Below are 20,823 nucleotides of genomic sequence, written 5' to 3' on the forward strand. Positions count from 1 at the left end.
TCTTGGAACGTGGTGTCGGTTTGACTGAGTCGCAGACACCCTCAGACGTTTCGACGCACGGACGAGGACGACCGCCGGATGACCACGCTCGCCCGCTGGGCCCGCGCCGAATGGGGTGCGCTGTACGCGGCGGTGCGCGGGCCGCTGGCCGCGCGGCGCCGGCGGGCCGTGCCGATGGCGGTCACGGCCGTGTGTCTCACGGCCGTGCTGCACTTCGCGCACAACCAGTCATGGGGTTACCGGTTCGTGCAGAGCGTCGGCGCCGTGCGGGCCGAGGACCCGTTGTGGCTGGCGCTGCTGCGGACGCCGCTGTCGCTGTTCGTGCCCGCGCTGGATCTGCCGGTGTGGGGCGCGCTCGTGCAGATCCTGCTGGTGTTCGGCATCGCCGAGCTGTGCCTGGGCTGGTGGCGGACGCTGGCCATCGCCTATGTCGCGACGCTCGCGGGGACCCTGTACGCGCGCCTGGGCATCCTCCTCGGCCCGCACTCCCCGCTCGGCCTGCCCGCCTCGGACGCCTGGGTGGTGGACACCGGGCCGTCGGCGGCGGTGGTGGGCCTGGCCGTGTTCCTGGGCTGGCGCTACCGGGCGTACGTCACGGCCTCGGTGGTGATCGCGGCGATGGTGGTCGAGGTCGTACTCAAGGAGAACCTCGCGGGCAAGGAGCACCTCGCGGCGATCGCGGCGGTGCTGGTGCTGTGCGCGGTCGGCGAACTGCGTCAGCGGCGTTCGAGGGAGCGGGCCGGTTCGGGGTCGGGCGCGCCGCCGATCCAGTCCTGAAAGGCGCGCCGGGGGCCCACCCAGCGGCGGTCGTGGTGGTAGGCCCGCAAGCCGGATTTCGCCCGGGCGCGGGGGCGGTTCCGGTAGAACCGCTTGGCCCACGGGGAGGTGGGGCGGGCCAGCCGTACGGCGCCGATCAGGGCGACGAGGGGGATGATCAGGCCCAGGACGGCGATGCGGACCTTGCCCTTGAACAGGGCGACGAGGGCGAACGCGAAGTTCACGAGGACGTTGACGAGGACGACGGCGCGGTTCTGCTGCTGGTCGTCATTGAGGTCGTTGACGCCGAGCGGCGAGAACCCGATCAGGAGCAGGCCGACCAGCGAGGCGGTGAGGACGACCATCTCCACGCTCTTGCGGCCGTCCGGGGTCCAGTAGACGTCGGCGAGGTGCAGGACCAGGGCGAACTCGTCGAGGACCAGGCCCGCGCCGATGCCGAAGATCACCGCGGCCAGTGCCGAGCCGAAGCCGTACTGGCCACCGGCGACCGCGCCGAAGCCGCCGACGATCGTCAGGATGACGCCGGGGACCACGTGGTGGACGTGGACACCGCCGCTGCCGCTGATGTTGCGGAAGGGGCCCTTCCCCGCCCGGATGAGACGGGTGATGCCACGGGTGATCACGAAGGTCAGGACGAAGGAGACGAGAGCGAGGAGCAACGGCAGCTTGCCGGGTTCCATGATGTTCCGCTCGAACCATCCCATATGTGAACTTTATCCTCGGCTGCCGTTCCCGCCCTCCTGACCGGCCGGTAGCCTGCGCCGGTGCCCACCACTTCGCCCCTCGACGGCCTCCGCTTCGCCTTCGGCACCCTCACGGTGATCCCCGTCCGGGTGACCCGGTGGGACCGGGAGGCCGCGCGCGGCGGCATGCTGTGCGCCCCGCTGGCCGGTCTCGCGGTCGGTACCGCCGCCGCCGGGCTCGGGCTGGTGCTGCTGTTCCTCGGTGCGGGCGCCCCGCTCGCCGCCGTGGCGACCGTCGCCGTGCCGGCCGTCCTCACCCGGGGGCTGCATCTCGACGGGCTCGCGGACACCGCCGACGGGCTGGGCAGCGGCAAGCCCGCCGAGGACGCGCTGCGGATCATGAAGCAGTCGGACATCGGGCCGTTCGGGGTCATCGCCCTCGTCCTCACCCTGCTCGCGCAGGTCGCCGCGCTCGCCCAGGTGTACGACGCCTCCTGGGCCCGGGGCGCGTGCGCCGCCGTCGTCTCGGCGACCCTCGCCCGGCTGGCCCTGACCCTGGCGGCCCGGGCCGGGGTGCCGGCGGCTCGGCCGGAGGGGCTGGGGGCGGCGGTCGCGGGGGTGGTGCCGCCGCGGGGGGCCGCGGTCACCGCCGTGGCCGTCGCCGGGGCCGCCGCGGCGGCCGGTGCCCTCTTCGGGCCGTACGACGTGATCCGGGCCGTGCTCGCGGTCGTCCTCTCCCTGGCCGCCGCCGAGGCGCTGCTGCGGCACTGCACCCGGCGCTTCGGCGGCGTCACGGGGGACGTCTTCGGCGGTCTGGCGGAGACGGCGGCGACCACGGCGCTGGTCGTTCTGTCACTGGGCTGAAACGATCTCCTCGTCCCCCTCCTGCACGGGCCTCCCAGCCGCTAGCTTCCTGCCCCGACACACCATTGATCGGGGGACGTTCATGCCGAAGCTGCGCCGGGTCCTGGCCTGGTTCGTCGATTTCGCGCTGGTCGTGGCGCTGGCCTCAGCGCTCGCCGTGCTCACCTTCCACCGGGTCTCCGCGCTCGTCACCGACGTGCCCGAACTGGCCACCCGCGGCGGCTTCGACCTGCTGACCTCGCGCGGTGACGTGCTCGACGCCTCCCAGGACCTGGGTCTTTCGCTGTGGAACAAGTCGGTGCTCTACGTCGAGCAGGCCTTCGGGCTGCTGGTGCTGACGGTGTTCCTCTACCAGTGGGCCTGCCTGGCCCTGGCCGGGCGCACGATCGGCAAGGCCCTGACCGGGCTGAAGGTCACCCCGAACCTCCCGCGCAGGGTCAGGGCCGCCCGGCGCGCCGCGGTCACCACCGCCGCGGACGTCGCCGTGTACGCCGTGGCCTGCGTGCTGCTGGTGGAGGGTCAGGTCGTGCTGTCGGTGCTGGTGTGGGCGGCCGCGGTGACGCTGTTCCTGCTGAACGCGCTGCCGGTCCTCTCCCCCGGCCGCCGGTCGTTGGCCGACCGGGTCGCGGGCACCGCGGTCACCGGGATCTGGCTCAGCAGGCCCGTCGCCACACCCCTAGTTCGTACTTCTTGAGCAGTGAACTGAGCTTCAGGCGGCGCGAGTCGGCGCAGAAGCGGGCGGTGGGAAGTTCGTACTCGACGTGGAAGACGGCCTTGCCCGCGGCGGTGAACGGCTTCAGGGCCGCGCACTCGCCGTACTGGGCACACTGTTCGTTGACCGCGAAGTCGAAGTCCCCGACCAGTTCCGGGATCTGGTCCAGGTCGTTCTTCAGGCCGACGGCCAGACCCCGGTCGTGGGCCAGCCGGGCGATGAGGCGGTTGTAGCGCAGCTGGTCGGTGGCGGTGAGCGGGAAGCCCGTGTCGTTGCGGTAGCCGTCCATGTTGTCGGGCTCCACCGCGTCGAAGCCCTTGTCGCGGCACATGTCGATCCGGGCCGCCATGAGCGGCTCCAGGACGTCGGCGCGGCGGATGTCGAGCCAGCGCTCGCCCTTCCAGCCGTTGCCGCGACCGAGAACGGATGCCGGGAAGTCGCCGGCGTCCGGGCGGAACTCCTCCCAGGCGCCCGTGGAGAGGTAGCAGATGACCTTGCGGTCGTCGCGGTGCAGCCGGGTGACCGTCTCCTCGGAGTGGTCGAAGCCGTCGATGTCGTAGACCGGCACGTCGACGGTGGCGTCCAGGCGTCCGCTGAGCTGCCACTGCCAGGCGGTGCCGGGGCGGGGCTGCCAGCGGGGGCCGGGCTTGTCGTCGGAGGTCCGGGCGCAGCCCGCGAGGAGCAGGACGAGCAGAGTGACGAGCAGGGACGGGCGTCTCACGGGGTGTTCTCCAGGGTGGGGGGCAGCGTGCCCCAAGGATGATCTCCGGTTCCGGGGACCGCGCAGTGCAGCGCCGCACCGCGCGCCCGGGCCGGGGCTTCCGGGTCGGCGTCGGGCGGGACGTCGTACACCAGGTGGCACAGCCGTACGTCCGGGCCGCCCGGCCACGGCTGCGGGATCTGTGCGCGGTACGAGGCCCAGGTGCCCTCGCGGGCAAAGCGGCGAGCAGGGCGCTCACCGGATCGCGAAGAGTGTGACCCGGTTCACCGGTGTGAGGGATCAAGAATTGGCCACTACGCCACCGACAGGTGAACGCCCGCAGGAATGAGCGAACGGGGCCACGCGCGTAGTCTCGTCGTCGAGTGTTCGCCGTACCGGGGAAGGCCCCGTGAATACCGGACCCTGAGGTCGCAATAGGGTCGGCAGTCGGGCCCGGTCGACCCACACCGCTCGACCACTGCAACTTCACATCGGAAGCGAGATTTCACCACCGTGACTGCTCTCACTCTCAGCACCTCCGCGGCGCCCGGCCTGCGGGCCGACGCGATCGTGATCGGTGTCGCCAAGGGTGCCAAGGGACCGGTCGTCGCACCGGGCGCCGAGGCCGTGGACAAGGCGTTCGACGGCAGGCTCGCCGGCGTTCTGGAGACTCTCGGCGCCTCCGGCGGCGAGGGCGAGGTGACGAAGCTGCCGGCGCCGTCCGGCTTCAAGACACCGCTCGTCCTGGCGGTCGGACTGGGCGCGGTCCCCGAGAAGGACGCCGAGTACGGCACCGAGGCCCTGCGCAAGGCCGCCGGCGTCGCCGCCCGCGCCCTGGCCGGGTCGAAGAAGGCCGCCTTCGCGCTGCCGCTGGACGACGCCGCCGACGCCGGTGCGATCGGGGAGGGCGCGCTGCTCGGCGCGTACTCCTTCGACGCCTACAAGGACAACGGCAAGGATCCCAAGGCGAAGAACGGCAAGGCTCCCCTCGCCGAGATCGTCCTGCTCGGCGGCAAGCCGCGCGACAAGGCGTACAAGGCCGCCCTCGAGCGTGCCGTCGCCGTGTCCGAGGAGCTCAACCGCTCCCGCGACCTGGTCAACACCCCGCCGAACGACCTGAACCCCGAGTCGTTCGCCGCGATCGCCCAGGCCGCGGCCAAGGAACACGGCATCAAGATCCAGGTGCTCGACGACAAGGCCCTGACCAAGGGCGGCTACGGCGGCATCCTCGGCGTCGGCTCCGGCTCCGCGGCCACCCCGCGCCTGGTCAAGCTGTCGTACACCTCCTCCAAGGCGAAGAAGCACCTCGCCTTCGTCGGCAAGGGCATCACCTACGACTCGGGCGGCATCTCGCTGAAGCCGGCCGGTCACAACGAGACGATGAAGTGCGACATGGCCGGTGCGGCCTCGGTGTTCGCCGCGGTCGTCGCCGCCGCGCGTCTCGGCCTGGAGGTCAACGTCACCGGCTGGCTCGCCCTGGCCGAGAACATGCCCTCCGGGTCCGCGACCCGTCCGGGTGACGTGCTGCGGATGTACAGCGGCAAGACGGTGGAGGTGCTCAACACCGACGCCGAGGGCCGGCTGGTGCTGGCCGACGCGCTGTGGGCGGCGTCGCAGGAGAAGCCGGACGCGATCGTGGACGTGGCGACGCTGACCGGGGCGATGGTGCTGGCGCTGGGCAACCGGACGTTCGGGATCATGGGCAACGACGACGCGTTCCGCGCGGCGCTGTGCGAGGCCGCCGAGGAGGTCGGGGAGCCGGCGTGGCCGATGCCGCTGCCGGAGCACCTGCGCAAGGGGATGGACTCGGCCACGGCCGACATCGCGAACATGGGTGAGCGGATGGGCGGCGGGCTGGTCGCCGGTCTGTTCCTGCGCGAGTTCGTGGGCGAGGGCATCACCTGGGCGCACCTGGACATCGCCGGGCCGGCCTTCAACGAGGGCGGGCCGTTCGGGTACACGCCGAAGGGCGGCACGGGGACGGCTGTGCGGACGCTGGTGCGGCTGGCCGAGCTGACGGCTGCCGGGGATCTGGGCTGACCTTCGCCTGAGAGCTCGGTCTCGCCCGTCGTGTGGCGAGTGCGGGGGCGTGGGGGCTGTTCGCGCAGTTCCCCGCGCCCCTTGGGTCGGCTGCCCTCGCGCCCACGCGGCGCAGCCGCAGATCAAACACAGCCCCGCGCCCCTTGGGTCGGCTGCCCTCGCGCCCACACGACGGAGCCGCAGATCAAACACAGCCCCGCGCCCCTCGGGCACTGCCCTTGGGGCATCTCGCGGCGTGGCTCATCTGAACGTGGGGCGTCTCACACCGCAGCCCGGCGTCTCCTTGTGTGCCGACAAGTGCGAAGATGGGGCTCGGCAGGACAGGGCCCCACCGAAGGGCCGAAGAACGAGCGGCCGGACACCAGCCGCCTGCCGGTCGTCGAAGACCGGCTCACGGCGCACATGCATGGAGGACGTGACGTGGCGAACGACGCCAGCACCGTTTTCGACCTAGTGATCCTCGGCGGTGGCAGCGGTGGTTACGCCGCGGCCCTGCGCGGGGCGCAGCTGGGCCTGGACGTCGCCCTGATCGAGAAGGACAAGGTCGGCGGAACCTGCCTGCACCGGGGATGCATCCCCACCAAGGCCCTGCTGCACGCGGGCGAGATCGCCGACCAGGCCCGCGAGAGCGAGCAGTTCGGTGTGAAGGCCTCCTTCGAGGGCATCGACATCGCCGGGGTCCACAAGTACAAGGACGGCGTGATCGCCGGCCTGTACAAGGGCCTGCAGGGGCTCGTCGCCTCCCGGAAGGTGACGTACATCGAGGGTGAGGGCCGCCTGTCCTCCCCCACGTCCGTCGACGTGAACGGCCGCCGCGTCGAGGGCCGCCACATCCTGCTCGCGACCGGCTCCGTGCCGAAGTCGCTGCCCGGCCTGGACATCGACGGCAACCGGATCATCTCCTCCGACCACGCCCTCGTCCTGGACCGCGTGCCGAAGTCCGCGATCATCCTGGGCGGCGGTGTCATCGGCGTCGAGTTCGCCTCCGCGTGGAAGTCCTTCGGCACCGAGGTCACGATCGTCGAGGGCCTGAAGCACCTCGTCCCGGTCGAGGACGAGAACTCCTCCAAGCTGCTGGAGCGCTCGTTCCGCAAGCGTGGCATCAAGTTCAACCTGGGCACCTTCTTCCAGAAGGCCGAGTACACCCAGGACGGCGTCAAGGTCACCCTCGCCGACGGCAAGGAGTTCGAGGCCGAGGTCCTGCTGGTGGCCATCGGCCGCGGCCCGGTCTCCCAGGGCCTCGGCTACGAGGAGCAGGGCGTCGCGATGGACCGCGGCTACGTCCTGGTCGACGAGTACATGCGCACGAACGTGCCGACCATCTCCGCCGTCGGTGACCTCGTCCCGACCCTCCAGCTCGCGCACGTCGGCTTCGCCGAGGGCATCCTGGTGGCGGAGCGCCTGGCCGGTCTGAAGACCGTTCCGATCGACTACGACGGTGTCCCGCGGGTGACGTACTGCCACCCGGAGGTCGCCTCCGTGGGTATCACCGAGGCCAAGGCCAAGGAGATCTACGGCGCGGACAAGGTCGTCGCTCTGAAGTACAACCTCGCGGGCAACGGCAGGAGCAAGATCCTGAACACCGCGGGCGAGATCAAGCTCGTCCAGGTCAAGGACGGTGCCGTCGTCGGCGTCCACATGGTCGGCGACCGCATGGGCGAGCAGGTCGGCGAAGCCCAGCTGATCTACAACTGGGAGGCGCTGCCCGCCGAGGTCGCGCAGCTCATCCACGCCCACCCGACCCAGAGCGAGGCGCTCGGCGAGGCCCACCTGGCCCTGGCCGGCAAGCCCCTCCACGCGCACGACTGACCCCTCGGTCGACACACGCGACGACACAGACTTCCGCACTTTCCGTAAGGAGCAACCGAAACCATGGCGGTTTCCGTAACCCTTCCGGCGCTCGGCGAGAGCGTCACCGAGGGCACTGTCACCCGCTGGCTGAAGGCCGAGGGCGAGCGCGTCGAGGCCGACGAGCCGCTGCTCGAGGTGTCGACCGACAAGGTCGACACCGAGATTCCTTCGCCCGCCGCCGGCATCCTGGCCTCCATCAAGGTCGCCGAGGACGAGACGGTCGAGGTCGGCGCCGAGCTGGCCCTGATCGACGACGGCAGCGGCGCGCCCGCTGCCGAGTCGGCCCCCGCCGCGGAGCAGGCCGCCGAGCCGGCGCCCGAGCCGGCCCAGGCCGCCCCGTCCACCGAGCAGGCCGCACCGGCGCCCGCTCCCTCCGCCGACGCCGCTGCCGGCGGCGGCTCCGCCGAGGGCACGGACGTCGTCCTGCCCGCGCTCGGCGAGTCCGTCACCGAGGGCACCGTCACCCGCTGGCTGAAGTCGGTCGGTGACAGCGTCGAGGCCGACGAGCCCCTGCTCGAGGTCTCCACCGACAAGGTCGACACCGAGATCCCGGCGCCCACCTCGGGCACGCTGCTGGAGATCGTGGTCGGCGAGGACGAGACCGCCGAGGTCGGCGCCAAGCTCGCCGTCATCGGCGAGGCGGGTGCGGCTCCGGCCGCCGCCCCGGCGCAGGAGGCCCCGGCCGCCCCGGCCCAGCCCGAGCCCACCGCGGCTCCGGCCCAGCCCGAGCCCACCCCGGCTCCGGCCCCGCAGGCTCCGTCGGCTCCGGCCCCGCAGCAGCAGACCACCCCGGCTCCCGAGCCGGCCCCGTCCGCTCCCGCACCGGCCCCGGCTCCGGCCCAGGCACCGGCCGCTCCGGCCGCCGCCAAGCCGGCCGACGACGGCGCCTACGTCACCCCGCTGGTGCGCAAGCTCGCCGCCGAGCAGGGCGTCGACCTGGCCACCGTCAAGGGCACCGGCGTCGGCGGCCGTATCCGCAAGCAGGACGTCGTCGCCGCCGCCGAGGCCGCGAAGAGCGCCGCCGCCACCCCGGCCCCCGCCGCTGCCGCCCCGTCGGCCGGCAAGAAGGCCCCGGTGCTGGAGGCGTCCCCGCTGCGCGGCCAGACCGTGAAGATGCCGCGGATCCGCAAGGTCATCGGCGACAACATGGTCAAGGCCCTGCACGAACAGGCCCAGCTGTCCTCGGTCGTCGAGGTCGACGTCACCCGCCTGATGAAGCTGCGCGCCCGTGCCAAGGACGCGTTCGCGGCCCGTGAGGGCGTCAAGCTCTCGCCGATGCCGTTCTTCGTCAAGGCCGCGGCCCAGGCGCTGAAGGCGCACGCGCCGATCAACGCCAAGATCAACGAGGCCGAGGGGACCATCACCTACTTCGACACCGAGAACGTCGGTATCGCGGTGGACTCCGAGAAGGGCCTGATGACCCCGGTCATCAAGAACGCCGGTGACCTCAACCTCGCCGGTATCGCCAAGGCCACGGCCGACCTGGCGGGCAAGGTCCGCGCCAACAAGATCACCCCGGACGAGCTGTCCGGCGCGACCTTCACCATCTCCAACACCGGCTCGCGCGGCGCGCTCTTCGACACGATCATCGTGCCGCCGGGCCAGGTCGCGATCCTCGGCATCGGCGCGACGGTCAAGCGCCCCGCCGTCATCGAGACGGAGGAGGGCACGGTCATCGGCGTCCGCGACATGACGTACCTGACCCTGTCCTACGACCACCGCCTGGTGGACGGCGCCGACGCGGCCCGCTACCTGACGGCGGTCAAGGCCATCCTGGAGGCAGGCGAGTTCGAGGTCGAGCTCGGCCTCTGACCTTCGGTCCACGGCTGATCGGTGCCCCGTCCGGATCTTCCGGGCGGGGCACCGTCGTACCCGAGGGTCGCGGGGCTGTATCGATGTGCGGCTCCGCCGCGTGGGCGCGAGCGACCACACACGACCACCGGCCGAACGACAACCCCACACCCCCCGTGTAAGTCTCGTCTCACCTGCACCAAAGCGCCCCCCGCCGCCCCACCCGCGGAGCGAACCGGCCGTATTGTCTAAACGTCGATCCCGCGTAAGGAGCCCTCATGACCGCGCCCGTCATCCACTCGCTCCGCGAGCAGATCCGCGAGCACATCCTGGAGGGGATCATCAGCGGACGCTGGCAGCCGGGCGAGCGGATCGTCGAGCGCCGGATCGCCACCGAGCTGGAGGTCAGCCAGACCCCGGTCCGCGAGGCCCTGCGCGAGCTGGAGTCCCTGCGCCTGATCGAGTCCGCTCCGAACAAGGGCGTGCGCGTCCGCAACCTCACGGCCGCCGACCTGGAGGAGAGCTACCCGGTCCGGGCCGGCCTGGAGGCCATCGCCGCGGAGCTGGCCGCCCAGGGCCTCTCGGAGGACTGCTCGGCACTGGAGCCCCACGTCAGCGCCCTGTACGAGGCCGACCGCAGCTCCGACGGCACGGGGCAGGTCCGCCACACCGTCGCCTTCCATCGCGAACTGGTCCGCGCCGCGGGCAACTCCGTGCTGCTGCACACCTGGGAAGGCCTCGGCATCGAGGTGTTCACGGCCCTGTCGATCCGCTGGCTGGGCACCCGGCAGCAGTCGTACGCGGAGGAGCACGAGGAGCTCGTCGCCGCGTTCAAGCGCCGTGACCCGCGGATCGCCGAACTGGTGAAGGCGCACGTCCTGGGCTGCGCACCCCGGGCGTGACACCCGAGCGCACCTTCGCTCAAACGCCTCCGACCTGCGAAAATCATTCGAAAATCGGTCACCGCGTGCCACCGTCGGAGGCACCGCGTGCCTATTTTCTCGTGATCAAGAGGTTTTGCCCCTCAACCCTTTGATCGATCATCGATCAGCGAGTTAGAGTCGCCGACGGGCCCACGCGGCAGAGCCGCATGGTGTTACAGCACCCAAGCCCCAGCCCTGTCCTGCCAAAGACAAAAGGGCACCCCCGATCCCCTTATGTGAGGGAACCCCCTTCGACTGAGGAAGGCGGCGACATGACCGACCCCAACGCCATCCAGCCGAGCGAGCTCGACCAGCTCCCCGACCGGGACCCGGAGGAGACCGCCGAATGGCAGGCCTCCCTGGACGCGGTCACCCAGGCTGCCGGGCCGCACCGTGCCGCATACCTGATGCGCCGCACGCTGGAGCGCGCCGAGGGCGCCGGCATCGCGCTGCCGAAGCTCCTCGAGACCGACTACGTCAACTCCATCCCGACCTCCGCCGAGCCGGCCGTGCCCGGTGACGAGGCGATGGAGCAGCGGATCACCGCGTGGAACCGCTGGAACGCGGCCGCGATGGTGACCCGGGGCAGCAAATACGGCGTCGGCGGCCACATCGCCACCTTCGCCTCGGCCGCCTGGCTGTACGAGACCGGCTTCAACCACTTCTTCAAGGGCAAAGAGGCCGACGGCTCCGGCGACCAGCTCTACATCCAGGGCCACGCCTCCCCCGGCATCTACGCCCGCGCGTTCCTCGACGGCCGTCTGAACGAGGAGCAGCTCGACAACTTCCGCCGGGAGGCGGGCGGCAACGGACTGCCCTCCTACCCCCACCCGCGCCGCCTGCCCTGGCTGTGGGAGTTCCCGACGGTCTCCATGGGCCTCGGCCCGCTGTCGGCGATCTACCAGGCGCGCTTCAACCGCTACCTGGCCAACCGCGGCATCAAGGACACCGCCGGTTCGCACGTGTGGGCGTTCCTCGGCGACGGCGAGATGGACGAGCCCGAGTCGACGGCGGCCCTCGCGCTGGCGGCCCGTGAGGAGCTGGACAACCTCACGTTCGTCATCAACTGCAACCTCCAGCGCCTCGACGGCCCGGTCCGTGCCAACTTCAAGATCGTGCAGGAGCTGGAGGCCCAGTTCCGCGGCGCCGGCTGGAACGTCGTGAAGACGCTGTGGGGCACGGCCTGGGACGAGCTGTTCCGGCTCGACACCACGGGCGCGCTCGTACGCCGCCTGCGCCAGGTACCGGACGCGCAGATCCAGACGTACCAGACCCGTGACGCGGCCTACATCCGCCAGGACTTCTTCGGCGGCGACCCGGCGCTCGTGGAGATGGCGAAGCTGCTGAGCGACGACAAGATCCTCGAGTGTTTCCACCTCTCGCGCGGTGGTCACGAGGCGCGCAAGGTGTTCGCCGCGTACAAGGCCGCCGTCGAGCACAAGGGCGCGCCGACCGTGATCCTGGCCCAGACGGTCAAGGGCCACACCCTCGGCGAGGGCTTCGCGTCGAAGAACGCCAACCACCAGATGAAGAAGCTCTCGGTGGACGAGTTCAAGAGCATGCGCGACCTGCTCGAACTGCCGATCAAGGACAGCGACTTCACCGACGGCGTGGTTCCCTACGGCCACCCGGGCGCCGACTCCCCCGAGGTCCGCTACCTCCAGGAGCGGCGTGCCGCCCTCGGCGGTCCGGCCCCGGCCCGGCGCGTGCACCCGGTCGCCCCGCTGCCCGCCCCGGCTCAGAAGGCGTTCGCGTCCTTCGACAAGGGCTCCGGGTCGCAGAACGTGGCCACCACCATGGCGTTCGTCCGTCTGGTCAAGGACCTGGTCCGCGACAAGGAGACGGGCAAGCGCTGGGTGCCGATCGTCCCGGACGAGGCGCGCACCTTCGGCATGGAGTCGCTGTTCCCGTCGCTCGGCATCTACTCGCCGAAGGGCCAGACGTACGAGCCGGTCGACCGTGACCAGCTGATGTACTACAAGGAGGCCCAGAACGGCCAGATCCTCAACGAGGGGATCACCGAGGCCGGTTCGATGGCCGACTTCATCGCCGCTTCGACGTCGTACGCGACGCACGGCGAGGCGATGATCCCGTTCTACATCTTCTACTCGATGTTCGGCTGGCAGCGCACGGCCGACCAGATGTGGCAGCTCGGCGACCAGCTCGGCCGCGGCTTCCTCGTCGGCGCCACGGCCGGCCGTACGACGCTGACGGGCGAGGGCCTGCAGCACGCCGACGGCCACTCCCCCGTGATCGCCGCGACGAACCCGGCGGCGCTGTCGTACGACCCGGCGTTCGCCTACGAGGTCGCGACGATCGTCAAGGACGGTCTGCGCCGGATGTACGGCGAGGCGGCCCCGGGTGAGGACCAGAACGTCTTCTACTACCTGACCGTCTACAACGAGCCGATGCCGCAGCCGGCGAAGCCGTCGGTGGACGGGATCGACGAGGGCATCGTCAAGGGCCTGTACCGCTTCAACACGGCGGAGTCGGCGGGCATCACGCCTCCTGCGAACGCCCCGCGGATCCAGCTGCTCGGCTCCGGTACGGCGATCCACTGGGCGCTGAAGGCGCAGCAGTTGCTGGCCGACGAGTGGGGCGTGGCGGCCGACGTGTGGTCGGCGACGTCCTGGAGCGAGCTGCGCCGGGACGCCCTGGAGGCGGACGAGGCGCTGCTGCGCGGCGAGGAGCGGGTGCCGTTCGTGCGGCGGGCGCTCCAGGGTGCCGAGGGCCCGGTGCTGGCGGTCTCCGACTACATGCGCCAGGTCCCGGACCAGATCGCGCAGTGGGTCGAGCAGGACTGGTCCTCGCTGGGCGCCGACGGCTTCGGCATCTCGGACACCCGTGAGGCGGCCCGCCGCCACTTCGGCGTGGACGCGGAGTCGATCGTCGTCGCGGCCCTGGCCCAGCTCGCGGGGCGCGGCGAGGTCAAGGCGACGTCCGTGAAGGAAGCGCGCGAGAAGTACGGTCTGTAAGGTCTGCGGCCCTCATCGGTCCCGGTCGTTCGTCGGCTGCGGGCCGGTGGGGGCCTGTCGCGCAGTTCCCCGCGCCCCCGAGAATGGGCCTGCCCGAGCAGGCCTGTTTCAGGGGCGCGGGGCTGTATCGATATGCGGCTCCGCCGCGTGGGCGCGACGAGCCCCCACACACACCCGCACCCGAACACGCACCATGATGGCCCTATGCGTGCTGCCCGGCTGATCAAGATGGTGCTGTTGCTCCAGTCCCGGCCCTCCATGACGGCCGCCGAGCTCGCCCGTGAGCTGGAGGTGTCGGAGCGGACGGTCACGCGTGACGCGCAGGCGCTGTCGGAGGCGGGCGTGCCGGTGTACGCCGACCGGGGCCGGGCCGGTGGCTACCGGCTGGTCGGCGGGTACCGGACGCGGCTGACCGGGCTGCACCGCGGCGAGGCGGAGGCGCTGTTCCTGTCCGGTGTGCCGGGGGCGCTGCGCGAGATGGGTCTGGAGGACGCCGCCTCGGCGGCCCGGCTGAAGGTGTCGGCGGCGCTGCTGCCCTCCCTGCGGGACGCCTCCAGGACGGCCTCCCAGCGGTTCCACCTGGACGCCCCGAACTGGTTCAAGGAACCGAGGACGCCCGAGCTGCTGCCGGCCGTCGCCGACGCGGTGTGGGACGACCGGCGGATCAGCGCCCGCTATCGGCGCGGTGAGGACGAGGTCGTCCGGGAGCTGGAGCCGTACGGGCTCGTGCTGAAGGCGGGCGTCTGGTATCTGTGCGCGCGGGTGGCCCGGGGCGCGTCCTTCCGGGTGTACCGGATCGACCGGTTCACGGCGGTGGACGCGGACGGCGAGCGCTTCGAGCGGGAGCCCGATTTCGACCTGCCCGCGTTCTGGGAGGAGCGGGCCGAGCAGTTCGCGCGGTCCATCCTGCGGGCGCGGGTCGAGGTGCGGCTGTCCCCCGACGGCGTACGCGCCCTGCCGTACGCCCTCGACGCGCTGACCGCCCGGGAGGCCCTGGCGGACGCGGACGCCCCGGACGAGGACGGCTGGGTGACGGTGGCCCTGCCGGTGGAGTCCGAGGAGGTCGCCCGCACGCAGCTGGCGGCGCTGGGACCGGAGGTGGAGGTGCTGGCGCCGGAGAGCCTGCGCGAGCGGTTCGCCGCCGACGCGGAGCGGCTGGCCCGGCTCTACCGGCCCGCCGGCGGCGCATAACGATCCCGCGCACTCCGGGTGCGCCCCTGTGTCCCAGGGCCGATGCTTGACCCGTGATGGACGAGACGGAGTTCTGGGAGCTGGTGGACGACGCCCGGGAGGCCTCCGAGGGCGACCCCGAGGAGCAGGCCGACCTGCTCGTGGACCGGCTCGCCCAGCTGGACCCGGACTCGGTCCTGGACTTCGCCCGTCACTTCGAGTCCCGCTACAACCGCGCCTACCGCTGGGACCTGTGGGGCGCCGCGTGGGTGCTGCTCGACGGGGCGAGCGACGACGCCTTCGACTTCTTCCGGTGCTGGCTGATCGGCCAGGGCCGCGAGGTGTTCGAGGGCGCCGTGCACGACCCGGACGCGCTCGCCGATCTGCTGGGCGACTTCGACGAGGAGATCGACGGCGACGGCGAGGAGCTCGGCTACGCGGCGGACGAGGCCTACGAACAGCTCACCGGCGTGGTCGCGCCCGACCTGGAGATCGCGCCGGCGCCCCCGGAACCGGAGGGCACGCCGCTCGACTTCGAGAACGAGGGGCTCCTCGCGGAGCGCTACCCCCGGCTGTGGGAGCGCTTCAGGGGCTGATCAGGCGGCCCGGCGGCGGCCGGCGTCGGACGGGAGGTACGCGTGCGTCCGATCGGCCCGCACCGCGTGGTGCAGCGGGGCGGCGTTGGCCTGGTCGAGCGCGGAGGCGGTGACCGCGGCCGGGCCCAGGACGACGGTCGCGACCGCGCACAGCACCGCCCAGGGGCCGCGCGGGGCCGCCGCCCGCGTCCCCGGCACTCCGGCGCTCCCCGCGTGCCTCGGGGCCTTCGTACGACCGTTGTTCATGGTCCCCACCTCCAGTCGGCTGCCTGTGGGACGACCGTAGGAGACCGGGATCTCAGGAGGCTGCGCGTTCGCTGTGGTCTTGCTGTGGGCCGTCCGGCCGGCCCTGGAGCCGGGCCGCGAGCTGCCGGATCTCGGGCAGGCGGGCGTGCAGGGCGGCGCCCGGGCAGCTGGTCATGTAGCCGTCGTTGTGCCCGGCGAGGGCGGGCAGCCGGGCGGTGGATCCGGCCGCGTACCGGCTCAGGCCGTTGCTGGAGACCAGGCGGACGTCCGAGCGGGGGTCGGTGCCGGTCAGGCCCAGTTTCCAGGCGGACAGCGCGGCGATCGAGCGGATCATGGGCCGTGGGACGGGCATGCCCTCGGTGAAGGTGCCGAGGGCGGCGATGCCCGCGGTGCGGTGGTTGAAGCCCTGGGTGTGGGCGCCGGTGACGGCGCGTTCCACGCCCCCGGCGCGGCCCTCGTAGATGGTTCCGCAGCGGTCGACGACGAAGTTGTAGCCGATGTCGTCCCAGTCGCGGGTGCCGGTCTGGCCGGTGTAGAGGTCCCGGATGATGCGGGGCGCGTCGGCGCAGTCGTAGCCGTTGGGCGAGTCGGTGTGGTGGACGAAGACGGCGGCGACCCTGTCGTCGTAGCGCGGGCGCGGCTGGGCGCGTGCGGCGTCGCCCAGCCAGTGCGCTCTCGGCTCGATGGGCGGGCGCGGGGCGGTGTAGGAGGTGGCCGGGGAGCGAGGCTGGGCGGCACGGGCGCCGGTGTCGGCGGCGTTCTCCACGCCGTGGGCGCACAGGAACAGCGCCACGACGGCGGCGACGCCCGGCAGGCAGCCGAGCAGCACCCGGGCCGCACGCGGCAGGCCGGCTATGCCGGGTGTCCCGTCGGCGGAGTGCCTGCGTGCGCCCCGCCGTCTTCGGAAGACACGCATGGTCCCACTGTCGGCCTGATCCGGTCCGTCCGCGATGTGTGATGTGCCACCCGGTGGAACCATCGTCACGGTCCGCGACGTTTCTCCCTGTGCGCGCCCGCGTGGCAGATTCCGATCAACGGGTGCGCGTGTGACTGATCACCGGGCCCTCCCCCCGCGTATTAAGGGGTTCCGAGAGAAAGGCGGCGTGCGTGGACCTGCTCGACATCCTGCTGTTGCTGGTCGTCCTGGCCTACGCGGCGTCCGGGTACCGGCGCGGGCTGGTGGCCGGCTGCGTGTCGCTGGCGGGCTTCGTGGGCGGTGCGGTCGTCGGCGTGTGGGCCCTGCCGTGGGTCATGGACCTGGTGGAGCCGGGGACGACGCGGGCGACGCTGACGGCGGTGTTCACGGTGCTGCTCCCGGCGGTGGTGGGGCACGAACTGGCGGGGCGCCTGGCGCTGCGGCTGCGGCGGGAGCTGGACCGGGGGCCGCTGCGGGTGGCGGACGGGGTCGGCGGGGCCGCGGCCAACGCGGTGGCCGTGCTGATCGTGGCGTGGGTGGCGGCCAGCGTCCTGGGCGCGTCCTCGTCGCCGCTGGTCACCTCGGCGATCCGGGACTCGCGGCTGCTCGGCGCGGTGCAGCGGACGATGCCGGACACGACGCCGGCCTGGTTCTCGGGGGCCACGTCCGCACTGACGCAGGCGGGCTTCCCGCAGGTCTTCAACCCCTTCGAGAACGAGTCGACGGCCGAGGTCGCCCGGCCCACCGGCGACAGTGTCACGGCCGCGGCGACCGACGCCGCCAAGCGGAGCACGGTGAAGGTCGAGGGCGTCGCGGGCACCCAGGGCCGCGAGGGCAGCGGGTTCGTGTACGCGCGTGAGCACGTGATGACCAACGCCCATGTGGTGGCCGGCATCGACGAGCCGACCGTGCAGATCGGCGGGGTCGGGCGGACGTACGAGGCGCGGGTGGTGCTGTTCGACCCGCAGAAGGACGTGGCCGTGCTGTACGTGCCGGGTCTGAAGGCGCCGGTGCTGCGGTTCGACGACGATGCCGAGCGCGGCGACTCGGCGGTCGTCGCGGGCTATCCGCAGGACGGCGACCTGAACCTCCAGGCGGCGACGGTCGCGAACCGGGTGCGGGCGACGGGCCAGAACATCTACAACGACGGGACGGCCACCCGCGAGATCTACTCGATCCGCTCCACGGTCCGCCCCGGCAACTCCGGCGGCCCCCTGCTCACCACGGACGGCAGGGTCTACGGCGTGGTCTTCGCCCGCTCCACCTCGGACGCCGAGACGGGCTACGTCCTGACGGCGGACGAGGTCGCCTCCGACGCGCGCAGCGCCGCGGGCGCGACGACCCCGGTGGACACCGGCGAACTGGCCGCCTCGTAGGGCCGGCTCACAGGAAGCGCCCCATGAACACGTCGTCCACGTAGGCCCCGTCGAGCAGGAACTCCTCGGGCAGGATCCCCTCGACCACGAACCCCTCGGCCTCGTAGAGCGCCCGGGCCGCGGTGTTGTGTCCGAGGACCCGCAGGGTGAGGCGGCGGGCCCCGCGCCGGCGGGCCTCGTCGACGGCGGCCCGGACCAGCGCCCGCCCGGCCCCACGGCCGCGTGCCTCCTCGGCGACGGCGAGGCCCTGGATCTGGCGCACATGCCGGTTCGAGTCGAGCGGGGTGGGGAAGCCGAGGTGGACATAGCCCGCGAGACGCCCGCCGAGCTCGGCGACCAGGCAGTCCTCGGGGGCGTGCCGCTCGCTGAAGAAGGGAGGGTACGGCGGCTGCGGCTCGGGCATCACCGCGTGCCGGTGCGACCAGGTGAGCCGGTCGAGCAGGGCCAGCTCCTCGTCGTCCTCGGGCCGGGCGACACGGATGCGCGGTGCGGGGTGCTCGGGCATGGGCGTCACCCTACGGCGAGCGGATCAAGACCTTGCAAGGGTTTTACGGGGCCACCCGGCAGGATGGATTCATGGAACATTCAAGGATTGCGGTGGCGGGTGCCTCCGGCCTCATCGGCAGCGCCCTGGTGCGGTCCCTGACCGCCGACGGGCACGAGGTGCGCCGCCTGGTGCGCGGCACGCCCCAGACGGCCGGGGAGATCCGCTGGGATCCCGAGGGCGGGCACGTGGACGCGGCCGGTCTCGCCGGCTGCCATGCCGTGGTCAACGTGGCGGGGGCCGGCGTCGGCGACCGGCGCTGGACGGACGCCTACAAGCGGCGGATGCGCGACAGTCGCGTGAACGGCACGGCGGCCCTCGCCGAGGCGGTCGCCTCGCTGGACACGAAGGACCGCCCGCGGGTCTTCGTCAACGGCAGCGCCATCGGCTACTACGGCGAGACCGGCGAACGGACGGTCGACGAGAGCGCGCCCGCGGGAGAGGGCTTCCTGCCCGCGCTGTGCGTGGAGTGGGAGGGGGCCACCGCTCCCGCCCAGGAGGCCGGTGTCCGCACGGTGTTCACCCGGACCGGGCTGGTCGTCTCCCGCGAGGGCGGCGCCTGGGGGCGGTTGTTCCCGCTGTTCCGGGCGGGGGCCGGCGGGCGGATGGGCGACGGGCGGCAGTACTGGTCGTTCGTCGCGCTGCACGACGAGGTCGCCGCGATCCGGCATCTGATCGAGACCGACGGCCTGACGGGGCCGTTCAACATCACCGCCCCCAACCCCGTGACGAACCGTGAGGTCACGGCGGCGATGGGCCGTGTGCTGCACCGGCCGACCCTGTTCCCGGTGCCCGCCACCGTCCTGCGCACCGTGCTCGGCGAGATGGCCGGGGACGTCCTCGGCAGCACCCGGGCGCTGCCGACGCGCCTGCTGGAGTCGGGCTTCCGCTTCGCCTTCCCGGAGATCGAGGGGGCGATCCGCGCGGCCCTGTGACGGCCTCCCCGCCCCGCCGGAACCCGGCCGGGCGGCGCACACCGGCCGCCTGTCCGGGATCCGACCGGCCGTTCCGAGACAGCTCCCCTGGGCGCACACCAGCCCCCTGTGACCACTTCATGCCCACCAGGTGTCCGTATGCGACCGCTGTGCGACCGTGCCCTGCCGATGCGCGACTCCCGCTGACCGATCACGGTCCTACCCTCGACCAGAACTCGCGTATCCCTGCGGCCTGTTGAGGGCATGACGTCTCCAGCGCCCGCGCAACCTCGAGGAGGGGCACGTGCTTGAGCCCGCGTACCAGGCGGACGTGGTCGTCGTAGGGGCCGGGGTCGCCGGACTCTCGGCCGCGCACCGGCTGACCAGCGCAGGAGTGACGACCATGGTCCTGGAGGCCGCCCACGGGGTCGGCGGCCGCATGGCGACGGAGAAGGTCGACGGCTTCCGGCTCGACAGGATCGGCCAGTTGCTGTCCACGGCGTATCCCGAACTACGGCAGACACCCGGTCTCGACGGCCTGGTGCTGCGGCCTTTCGCACCCGGTGTCCTGCTGCACGGCGACGGACGCCACCACCGCGCGGGCGTCCAGCCGGGTGCAGGGGGCGCACGGGGCGCACTGCACGCGGTACGCGCGCTGGCGAGTGCTCCCCGCCCGTCGTCCGCACCGAGGCCGCCGAGGAGGCCGGTGGCCGTGCCCGGCCGGCAGGTCTCCGTCCCCCGGAGCCGGTCCGGCGCCCCGCTCGGCACGGCCGTCGACCAGGCCCGGCTGGGCGCCGCCCTGACCCGGCTGGCGGGCACACCGGCCGAACGGCTGCTGGCCCGTCCGGAGTTGCCCGCCGGCCAGGCCCTGGCGGCCCGTGGGCTGCCCGCCCGTACGATCGACGGCTTCCTGCGTCCGCTGCTCGCCGCGCTGCTGTGCGACCCGGGCCTGACGACGTCCAGCCGGTGCGCGGACCTCGCGCTGCGCGCCTTCGCCCGGGGCCGGCTGTGTCTGCCGGAGGGCGGCGCCGAGGCCCTGCCGGACTTGCTGGCGCGCACCCTTCCACCGGGCACCGTTCACACCGGCGTGCGCGTCACCTCCGTCTCGACGACGTCGGTGACGACCGCGGAGCACGGTGAGATCCGGTGCCGGGCGGTCCTGGTGGCGACGGGTGCGCGCGCCGCCGCCGAGTTGCTGCCCGGGTTGCGGGTGCCGGAGTTCCATCCGGTGACGGTGGTGCACCACACGACGGACGAGCCTCCGGCGACGGGGGCGTCGTTGCTGCTCGACGCGGATCTCGGCGGGCCGGTCGCGCACACGGCGGTGGTCAGTGACGTCGATCCCTCCCGGGCGCCGGCGGGGCGGGCGTTGATCTCCTCCACGGTGCTGGGGCGGCCGCCGGGCGATGTCGACACGGCGGTGCGGATGCATCTGGCGCGGTTGTACGGGGTGCCGACGGCCCGTTGGGAGACGCTGGCCGTGCACCGGACGGCGGAGGCGGTGCCGGCGATGCGGCCGCCGCATGATCTGCGACGGCCGGTGCGGTTGATCGCCGGGCTGTATGTGTGCGGGGATCACCGGGACACCAGTACGGTCCAGGGCGCTCTGCACTCGGGGCATCGGGCGTCGGCGGCGATTCTGGCGGACCTGGGGGCGGGGCGGTCGATGCACGTTGCCGATCCGCTGCCTACTGTGCCGCGGGCCGCGTAGGCGCTTTGCCGGGTGCGGGTGCGTGGGGGCTTGT

At 72.4% G+C, this 20,823-nt stretch carries 18 protein-coding genes; 13 read left to right on the top strand and 5 right to left on the bottom strand.

What is annotated here, in order from left to right; genetic code table 11:
- Positions 1-78: 78 nt before the first annotated feature.
- Positions 79-777 (top strand): hypothetical protein, encoded by a 699-nt coding sequence (locus QOL88_RS10565; protein WP_179878827.1) that lies wholly within the window; start codon positions 79-81, stop codon positions 775-777.
- Here QOL88_RS10565 and QOL88_RS10570 read toward each other — a convergent pair.
- The gene (locus tag QOL88_RS10570) at positions 717-1,481 is read right to left on the bottom strand and encodes a hypothetical protein (protein ID WP_097216189.1); all 765 of its coding nucleotides are present in this window, start codon (positions 1,479-1,481) and stop codon (positions 717-719) included. The two genes, QOL88_RS10565 and QOL88_RS10570, sit on opposite strands and share 61 nt — an antisense overlap.
- Positions 1,482-1,541: 60 nt before the next feature.
- On the opposite strand from QOL88_RS10570, the gene QOL88_RS10575 reads away from it, so the two are divergent.
- Together QOL88_RS10575 and QOL88_RS10580 are read left to right on the top strand one after the other, a co-directional pair.
- A complete protein-coding gene (locus QOL88_RS10575) occupies positions 1,542-2,324 on the top strand; it encodes an adenosylcobinamide-GDP ribazoletransferase (RefSeq protein WP_097216190.1) in 783 nt (260 codons plus the stop codon).
- Positions 2,325-2,406: 82 nt separating this feature from the next.
- Positions 2,407-3,018, top strand: a complete 612-nt coding sequence (locus tag QOL88_RS10580; protein WP_097216191.1) for an RDD family protein — start codon at positions 2,407-2,409, stop codon at positions 3,016-3,018.
- Here QOL88_RS10580 and QOL88_RS10585 read toward each other — a convergent pair.
- A complete protein-coding gene (locus QOL88_RS10585) occupies positions 2,978-3,757 on the bottom strand; it encodes an endo alpha-1,4 polygalactosaminidase (protein ID WP_097216192.1) in 780 nt (259 codons plus the stop codon). The genes QOL88_RS10580 and QOL88_RS10585 overlap by 41 nt on opposite strands.
- Before the next feature lie 492 nt (positions 3,758-4,249).
- Between QOL88_RS10585 and QOL88_RS10595 the strand changes: the two genes are divergently transcribed.
- The 7 genes from QOL88_RS10595 (at position 4,250) to QOL88_RS10625 (ending at position 15,082) form a co-directional block, all read left to right on the top strand.
- Entirely contained in the window at positions 4,250-5,776 is a 1,527-nt protein-coding gene (locus tag QOL88_RS10595) for a leucyl aminopeptidase (protein ID WP_097216193.1), read from the top strand.
- A 420-nt stretch (positions 5,777-6,196) separates the two neighbouring features.
- A complete protein-coding gene (gene lpdA, locus QOL88_RS10600; RefSeq protein ID WP_179878828.1) occupies positions 6,197-7,585 on the top strand; it encodes a dihydrolipoyl dehydrogenase in 1,389 nt (462 codons plus the stop codon).
- Between the two features lie 63 nt (positions 7,586-7,648).
- Entirely contained in the window at positions 7,649-9,439 is a 1,791-nt protein-coding gene (sucB, locus tag QOL88_RS10605) for a 2-oxoglutarate dehydrogenase, E2 component, dihydrolipoamide succinyltransferase (RefSeq protein WP_097216194.1), read from the top strand.
- A gap of 257 nt (positions 9,440-9,696) precedes the next feature.
- A complete protein-coding gene (locus QOL88_RS10610) occupies positions 9,697-10,320 on the top strand; it encodes a GntR family transcriptional regulator (protein WP_097216195.1) in 624 nt (207 codons plus the stop codon).
- A 293-nt stretch (positions 10,321-10,613) separates the two neighbouring features.
- Complete coding sequence (gene aceE / locus QOL88_RS10615; RefSeq protein ID WP_097216196.1) at positions 10,614-13,316, top strand: pyruvate dehydrogenase (acetyl-transferring), homodimeric type; 2,703 nt, start codon at positions 10,614-10,616, stop codon at positions 13,314-13,316.
- A gap of 204 nt (positions 13,317-13,520) precedes the next feature.
- The gene (locus QOL88_RS10620; RefSeq protein ID WP_097216197.1) at positions 13,521-14,507 is read left to right on the top strand and encodes a helix-turn-helix transcriptional regulator; all 987 of its coding nucleotides are present in this window, start codon (positions 13,521-13,523) and stop codon (positions 14,505-14,507) included.
- 56 nt (positions 14,508-14,563) lie between these two features.
- Entirely contained in the window at positions 14,564-15,082 is a 519-nt protein-coding gene (locus QOL88_RS10625) for a DUF4240 domain-containing protein (protein ID WP_097216198.1), read from the top strand.
- On the opposite strand, the gene QOL88_RS10630 is transcribed toward QOL88_RS10625, so the two are convergent.
- Together QOL88_RS10630 and QOL88_RS10635 are read right to left on the bottom strand one after the other, a co-directional pair.
- Positions 15,083-15,328: a hypothetical protein gene (locus tag QOL88_RS10630; protein WP_257027694.1), complete on the bottom strand. Its 246-nt coding sequence runs from the start codon at positions 15,326-15,328 to the stop codon at positions 15,083-15,085.
- 52 nt (positions 15,329-15,380) lie between these two features.
- Positions 15,381-16,157 (bottom strand): peptidoglycan recognition protein family protein, encoded by a 777-nt coding sequence (locus tag QOL88_RS10635; RefSeq protein WP_257028048.1) that lies wholly within the window; start codon positions 16,155-16,157, stop codon positions 15,381-15,383.
- A gap of 278 nt (positions 16,158-16,435) precedes the next feature.
- Here QOL88_RS10635 and QOL88_RS10640 point away from each other — a divergent pair, with 278 nt between their 5' ends.
- Complete coding sequence (locus QOL88_RS10640; RefSeq protein WP_097216201.1) at positions 16,436-17,620, top strand: MarP family serine protease; 1,185 nt, start codon at positions 16,436-16,438, stop codon at positions 17,618-17,620.
- Positions 17,621-17,627: 7 nt separating this feature from the next.
- Here the strand turns inward: QOL88_RS10640 and QOL88_RS10645 are convergent, their stop codons facing one another.
- The gene (locus QOL88_RS10645; RefSeq protein WP_097216202.1) at positions 17,628-18,125 is read right to left on the bottom strand and encodes a GNAT family N-acetyltransferase; all 498 of its coding nucleotides are present in this window, start codon (positions 18,123-18,125) and stop codon (positions 17,628-17,630) included.
- A 71-nt stretch (positions 18,126-18,196) separates the two neighbouring features.
- On the opposite strand from QOL88_RS10645, the gene QOL88_RS10650 reads away from it, so the two are divergent.
- Together QOL88_RS10650 and QOL88_RS10655 are read left to right on the top strand one after the other, a co-directional pair.
- A complete protein-coding gene (locus tag QOL88_RS10650) occupies positions 18,197-19,099 on the top strand; it encodes a TIGR01777 family oxidoreductase (RefSeq protein ID WP_179878829.1) in 903 nt (300 codons plus the stop codon).
- A 283-nt stretch (positions 19,100-19,382) separates the two neighbouring features.
- Positions 19,383-20,789, top strand: coding sequence for an NAD(P)/FAD-dependent oxidoreductase (locus QOL88_RS10655; RefSeq protein ID WP_097216204.1), 1,407 nt, complete (start codon positions 19,383-19,385; stop codon positions 20,787-20,789).
- Positions 20,790-20,823 lie beyond the last annotated feature (34 nt).

The organism is Streptomyces sp. Ag82_O1-12 (assembly GCF_900182715.1).
GTDB classification, from domain to species: domain Bacteria; phylum Actinomycetota; class Actinomycetes; order Streptomycetales; family Streptomycetaceae; genus Streptomyces; species Streptomyces massasporeus.